The sequence below is a fragment of the Flavobacterium sp. UBA5153 genome, from assembly GCA_002413745.1.
Classification (GTDB): Bacteria; Bacteroidota; Bacteroidia; order Flavobacteriales; family Flavobacteriaceae; genus Flavobacterium.
This window is the reverse complement of the sequence record DHXP01000007.1, coordinates 22,838-28,106: the sequence shown is the minus strand read 5'-3', so window position 1 is coordinate 28,106 and position 5,269 is coordinate 22,838. Positions and strand designations below refer to the sequence as shown.

5 protein-coding genes are annotated in these 5,269 nt (G+C 36.8%); all 5 read left to right on the top strand.

From position 1 onward, the window contains the following. Positions 1 to 122: 122 nt before the first annotated feature. Positions 123 to 977: a CvfB family protein gene (locus B2145_RS01385; RefSeq protein WP_291097360.1), complete on the top strand. Its 855-nt coding sequence runs from the start codon at positions 123 to 125 to the stop codon at positions 975 to 977. Positions 978 to 1,144: 167 nt separating this feature from the next. Continuing rightward, positions 1,145 to 1,975 carry a 1,4-dihydroxy-2-naphthoyl-CoA synthase gene (locus B2145_RS01380; protein WP_291097358.1) on the top strand — a complete coding sequence of 277 codons (831 nt, stop codon included), beginning with the start codon at positions 1,145 to 1,147 and terminating at the stop codon, positions 1,973 to 1,975. A gap of 166 nt (positions 1,976 to 2,141) precedes the next feature. Then, positions 2,142 to 3,092 carry a 1,4-dihydroxy-2-naphthoate octaprenyltransferase gene (gene menA / locus B2145_RS01375; protein WP_291097356.1) on the top strand — a complete coding sequence of 317 codons (951 nt, stop codon included), beginning with the start codon at positions 2,142 to 2,144 and terminating at the stop codon, positions 3,090 to 3,092. Between the two features lie 122 nt (positions 3,093 to 3,214). Beyond that, complete coding sequence (locus B2145_RS01370; RefSeq protein WP_291097354.1) at positions 3,215 to 3,892, top strand: metal-dependent hydrolase; 678 nt, start codon at positions 3,215 to 3,217, stop codon at positions 3,890 to 3,892. Positions 3,893 to 4,003: 111 nt separating this feature from the next. After that, positions 4,004 to 5,212: a tetratricopeptide repeat protein gene (locus tag B2145_RS01365; RefSeq protein WP_291097352.1), complete on the top strand. Its 1,209-nt coding sequence runs from the start codon at positions 4,004 to 4,006 to the stop codon at positions 5,210 to 5,212. Positions 5,213 to 5,269: the final 57 nt, after the last annotated feature.

The window sequence follows — 5,269 nt, the reverse complement described above, 5'->3', positions numbered from 1 at the left end:
TGAAATAACTAGCGGTATTATTTGGGGATGATGTCATTTCTCATTAACTTTATAAATCGAATAATCAAACATCCAAATCCTCTTCGTACCTTTGCGCCTCAGAATAGTAGAATCCCAAGAAAATGATTGAAATAGGAAAATACAATACGCTCACCATATTACGTGACACCAAAGTAGGTTTGTTTCTGGGCACTCCGGAAACTGATCCTGAAGGAATTCACGACATTCTTTTACCCAATAAATACGTTCCCAACGAATTTGAAATAGGCGAGGAGATTATTGTTTTCGTTTATTTGGATCACGAAGAACGTCCTGTTGCCACAACTTTGGAACCTTATATTTTGTTGAATGAATTTGCGCTTTTACGTGTGAATTATGTCAACCAAATTGGGGCTTTTATGGATTGGGGAATGGAAAAAGATATTCTGGTTCCGTTCAAAGAGCAAGCACGACCAATGGAAAAAGGCAAACGCTATTTGGTTTATCTTTATATGGACGAGAAAACTAACCGTTTGGTGGCGTCCAGCAAAACCAACCAGTTTTTGAAAAACGATAATTTGACGGTTGAAAAAGGAGAAGAAGTAGATTTAATTGTTTCGCATATCACAGAAATTGGCATCAACGTCATCATCAACGAGCAACACAAAGGTTTGTTATATAAAGATGAGGTTTATGACGATTCGATTCGCACAGGGGATAGAATGAGAGGTTATATCAAAACCATTCGTCCTGATAATAAAATTGATGTTTCATTACAAATTCAAGGTTATCAAAGCATTGAACCGAATGCCGAGAAAATTTTGGATGAACTCAGGGCAAGCCGTGGTTTCTTGCGATTAACAGATAATTCACATCCTGAAGACATTAAAACTGTTTTGAAAATGAGCAAAAAAACCTTCAAGAAAGCCATTGGAGCTTTGTATAAAGAAAAATTAATCGAGATTAAGGAAGACGGAATTTATTTGGTTAAAGAATAAATTTTAAATTTCCGTAAATTATTTAAAAGAGGAAGGTGTAATGCTTTCCTCTTTTTTTATTGAAATTTAAAATAAAGAGAATTACTTTTGGCTTGGCCAAAATAGAATGATAGAATGTGTAAAAAATGGTTTATTTTTACACTAAAATAATTTAAAAACAGAATATAATGGATTGGATAACGGTCAAAGAATACGAAGATATCACCTATAAAAAATGCAATGGAGTTGCCAGAATAGCCTTCAACAGACCTGATGTTCGCAATGCATTTCGCCCCAAAACCACTTCGGAATTGTATCAAGCTTTTTATGACGCCCAAGAAGACACTTCAATAGGCGTGGTTTTGCTTTCTGCCGAAGGACCTTCATCCAAAGATGGAATCTACTCATTTTGTAGCGGAGGCGACCAAAATGCCCGCGGTCACCAAGGTTATGTGGGTGAAGACGGCCAACATCGCTTGAATATTCTCGAAGTACAGCGTTTAATCCGATTTATGCCAAAAGTGGTTATTGCCGTAGTTCCAGGATGGGCTGTTGGCGGCGGACATAGTTTGCACGTGGTTTGCGATTTAACTTTGGCAAGTAAAGAACACGCCATTTTCAAACAAACCGATGCTGACGTGACTAGTTTTGACGGCGGTTATGGTTCGGCTTATTTGGCGAAAATGGTGGGACAGAAAAAAGCACGCGAGATTTTCTTCCTCGGAAGAAATTATTCGGCTCAAGACGCTATGGATATGGGAATGGTTAACGCCGTGATTCCACACGCCGAGTTAGAAGATACAGCTTATGAATGGGCACAGGAAATTTTGCAAAAATCGCCAACCTCCATCAAAATGCTGAAATTTGCCATGAACCTTACGGATGACGGAATGGTAGGACAACAAGTTTTTGCTGGCGAAGCAACTCGATTAGCCTATATGACCGAAGAAGCCAAGGAAGGCAGAAATGCTTTTCTTGAAAAACGAAAACCAAATTTTGAAAAAAAATGGTTACCGTAATATAGTTGGCAGTATTCAGTTTACAGTGTTCAGTTTGAGCAATAACACCAATAGAAACTTTGAGACTTAGCATCTTAGTGACAAATAATAAAAAATACTAATAAAAACTTTGTGCCTTTGTGCCTTTGTGGCAAAATAGCGCCTTAGTGGCAAATAATAAAATCAAATGAAACATTGGATTCAAGCCGCAAGAGTAAGAACCTTGCCATTATCGGTTTCCGGAATAATAGTTGGGAGTATGTATGCATTGGCATATCCAACGGATAACATTCTCACGCCAACAGAAGTCTTCAACTGGAGAATATTTGGATATGCAATCTTGACAACGCTGGGATTGCAAATCCTGTCCAATTTTGCCAATGACTATGGCGATGGGATGAAAGGAACTGACAACGAGAATAGAGTTGGGCCAAAACGGGCCATTCAAAGTGGAGTAATTTCTCCTGAAGCCATGAAACGTGCCATTATTATTACAGCTGCACTGACATTGGTTTCGGCAATGTTGTTGATTTATTTTGCTTTCAGGGATACTAATATTGGCTATTCTTTATTTTATTTAGTGTTGGGTATTTTGGCAATTGCTTCGGCGATTCGCTATACCGTTGGAAATACGGCTTACGGATATCGTGGTTATGGCGACCTATTCGTATTTGTGTTTTTTGGATTGGTAAGTACGTTGGGCGTAAACTTTTTATATTCGAAACAATTGAATTTCGACCTGTTTTTACCGGCAACTGCCATCGGATTATTAAGTGTTGGGGTTTTGAATTTAAATAATATGCGAGATGAAGCATCGGACAGAAAATCAAATAAAAACACAATTGTGGTAAAAATTGGCGGTGCAAAAGCAAAGAAATACCATTATTTTCTAATTGTTTCGGCAATGGTTCTAGTGTTGATTTTTGCGATTATAAACAATTTCCATTTTGACCAATATTTGTTTTTACTGGCTTACATTCCTTTAACCAAACATTTAATTACCGTTTATAAAAATCAAGAGCCTAAGGAGTTGGATCCTGAATTAAAAAAACTGGCATTAAGCACTTTTGCACTTTCGGTGTTATTGGCGTTGTGCATGATTTTCTTCATTTCGGATTTGCTGGTCAATAATTATTAATGAAAAAGACAAAGAGAAAAAAGAAAATAGATTTTGTATCTTGACTATTCTTTTATCTTTCGTCTATGTTCTATTATCTTTATTCTATTATCTTTATTCTATTATCTATAATCTAAAAAAATATGAAAATCACATTTTACGGTCACGCCTCATTGGGAATCGAAGTTGGCGGCAAACACATTTTAGTCGATCCTTATATTTCTGCCAATCCGGAAGCAGCGCATATTGACATCAAGTCCTTGAAAGCGGATTATATTTTATTGACTCACGCACACAGCGATCATATTCTTGATGTCGAAGCTATCGCCAAAAGAACGAGTGCGATTATCGTCTCTAATTACGAAGTGGCCTCTCATTTTGGCGAAAAAGGCTTTAAATATCACCCGATGAACCACGGCGGGAGCTGGAATTTTGATTTTGGAAAAGTAAGATTTGTCAACGCCATTCATTCCAGTTCATTTCCTGACGGAGGCTACGGTGGAAATCCCGGTGGTTTTGTCATCGAAAGCGAACACAAAAACATATATATATCGGGAGATATTGCTTTGACAATGGACATGAAACTCATCCCGATGCGAACCAAACTGGATTTGGCTATTTTTCCAATAGGAAACAATTTCACTATGGATGTCGATGATGCCATTATTGCTTCTGATTTTGTCGAATGCGATAAAATACTGGGCGTTCACTACGATACTTTCGGTTACATCGTGATTAATCACGAAGATTCCATCCGCAAGTTTTTCGATAAAGGAAAAGACTTAATGCTGCTTGAAATAGGAGAAAGTATTGAATTATAATTTTTTAGGAGCTTTTTCCAGCTTTCCACTATATCCACGCAAAAAAGCGTGGGATGCCGTTTCTCCCGATAGCAATCGGGACTGGGCTAAAAAATCACGACAATCAAGAAAATGAATATTAAAAAATTATTTTTTGTACTTGTAATCAGTATTTCATTTCAATCCGTTTTCTCACAACAAGACGGTTATTGGGACAAAGACCGAACCACCACAAAAGAAATTGTCGTCTCGGCAAGAGACAGGATTGTCATAAAAATCGAAGATTTGCCTGTAGGAACCACCGAAGTGGTTTACAGAATCACGCTTCTTGATGAAAACCAACAATTGGCAAGCAGTTTGGTTTCGGTGTTAAAATCGATTCCTGATCCAACAGGCATTAGTCAAGGAACTGCGGGAGCGGTTTTTCTTTTATCAAAAATTTCGGGTGACGACAAATGCAGATATGCTATTTTTTCAAATAGTGTTTTGGCTTCGGAGTACATAGAAAACGGAAAAACAGACAAAGTTTGCTTGGTCCAAAATGAAGCTATCAGTAAAGATGCCAAACGTCTTTCGATAGACAAATCCAGTTGTTTACAACCCAATTTGACCAATATGTGGTTTGGTTTCGAAAGCAAAAACTGGATAATGAACCAAAAAATCATTCTCGAAGTGGTTCCCTGGGTAGATACTAAACTCAATAGAGGTTGGAATTTAGAAAACCGCAAATTAATCATCAATCAATGTAAAACGTCCGATTTAGCAAAAAAACTTCCTAATTCGGATGATTTTTGTGTTTGCATCCTCGAAAAATTACAAAAAGAATATAAGTTTCAGGAATTCCAGAAACTCCTCGGCATCGAAAAATCAAAAGCGCATAAAGACTTCGGAAATGCCTGTTTCAACGAAATGGGAGCTTCTAATGTGATTTATGCCACTTTACGGAACCAAGCATCAGATTTGGTAAATCAAGGAAAATACGGCGATGCCATAGTGAAATTATTAGCCGTTATAAATGACGGTAAAGCAAACGTTGAAGATTATAATACTATTGGTAATAGTTATATTATGACTAAACAATATGGGAAAGCGATTAAATTTCTAAAAGAAGGCGAGAAGCTTGATAATTCCGAGTTATTGGTAAAGTTGAATTTGGCTCATGCTTATTTGTTTAATAACGACTTTAAATCGGCTAAGTCAATTTACAAAAAATACCAATCACAAAACGTAACCGATAATTTAAGTTGGATTCAAAAAGTAAAATTTGATTTTGGAGTCTTTAAAAAAGCAGGTTTGCCAAATGATGATTTTGACAGGGTTTTGAGATTGTTAGAAAATTGAAAAATAAAGTACAGATATTGTTTATAAAAAATACACCTACAAGGTTTTGGAAACCTT

Excerpts from the sequence above, each read along its gene's own strand:
- B2145_RS01385 (WP_291097360.1), top strand. The coding sequence starts at position 123 with ATGATTGAAATAGGAAAATACAATACGCTCACCATATTACGTGACACC.
- B2145_RS01380 (WP_291097358.1), top strand. The coding sequence starts at position 1,145 with ATGGATTGGATAACGGTCAAAGAATACGAAGATATCACCTATAAAAAA.
- menA (WP_291097356.1), top strand. The coding sequence starts at position 2,142 with ATGAAACATTGGATTCAAGCCGCAAGAGTAAGAACCTTGCCATTATCG.
- B2145_RS01370 (WP_291097354.1), top strand. The coding sequence starts at position 3,215 with ATGAAAATCACATTTTACGGTCACGCCTCATTGGGAATCGAAGTTGGC.
- B2145_RS01365 (WP_291097352.1), top strand. The coding sequence starts at position 4,004 with ATGAATATTAAAAAATTATTTTTTGTACTTGTAATCAGTATTTCATTT.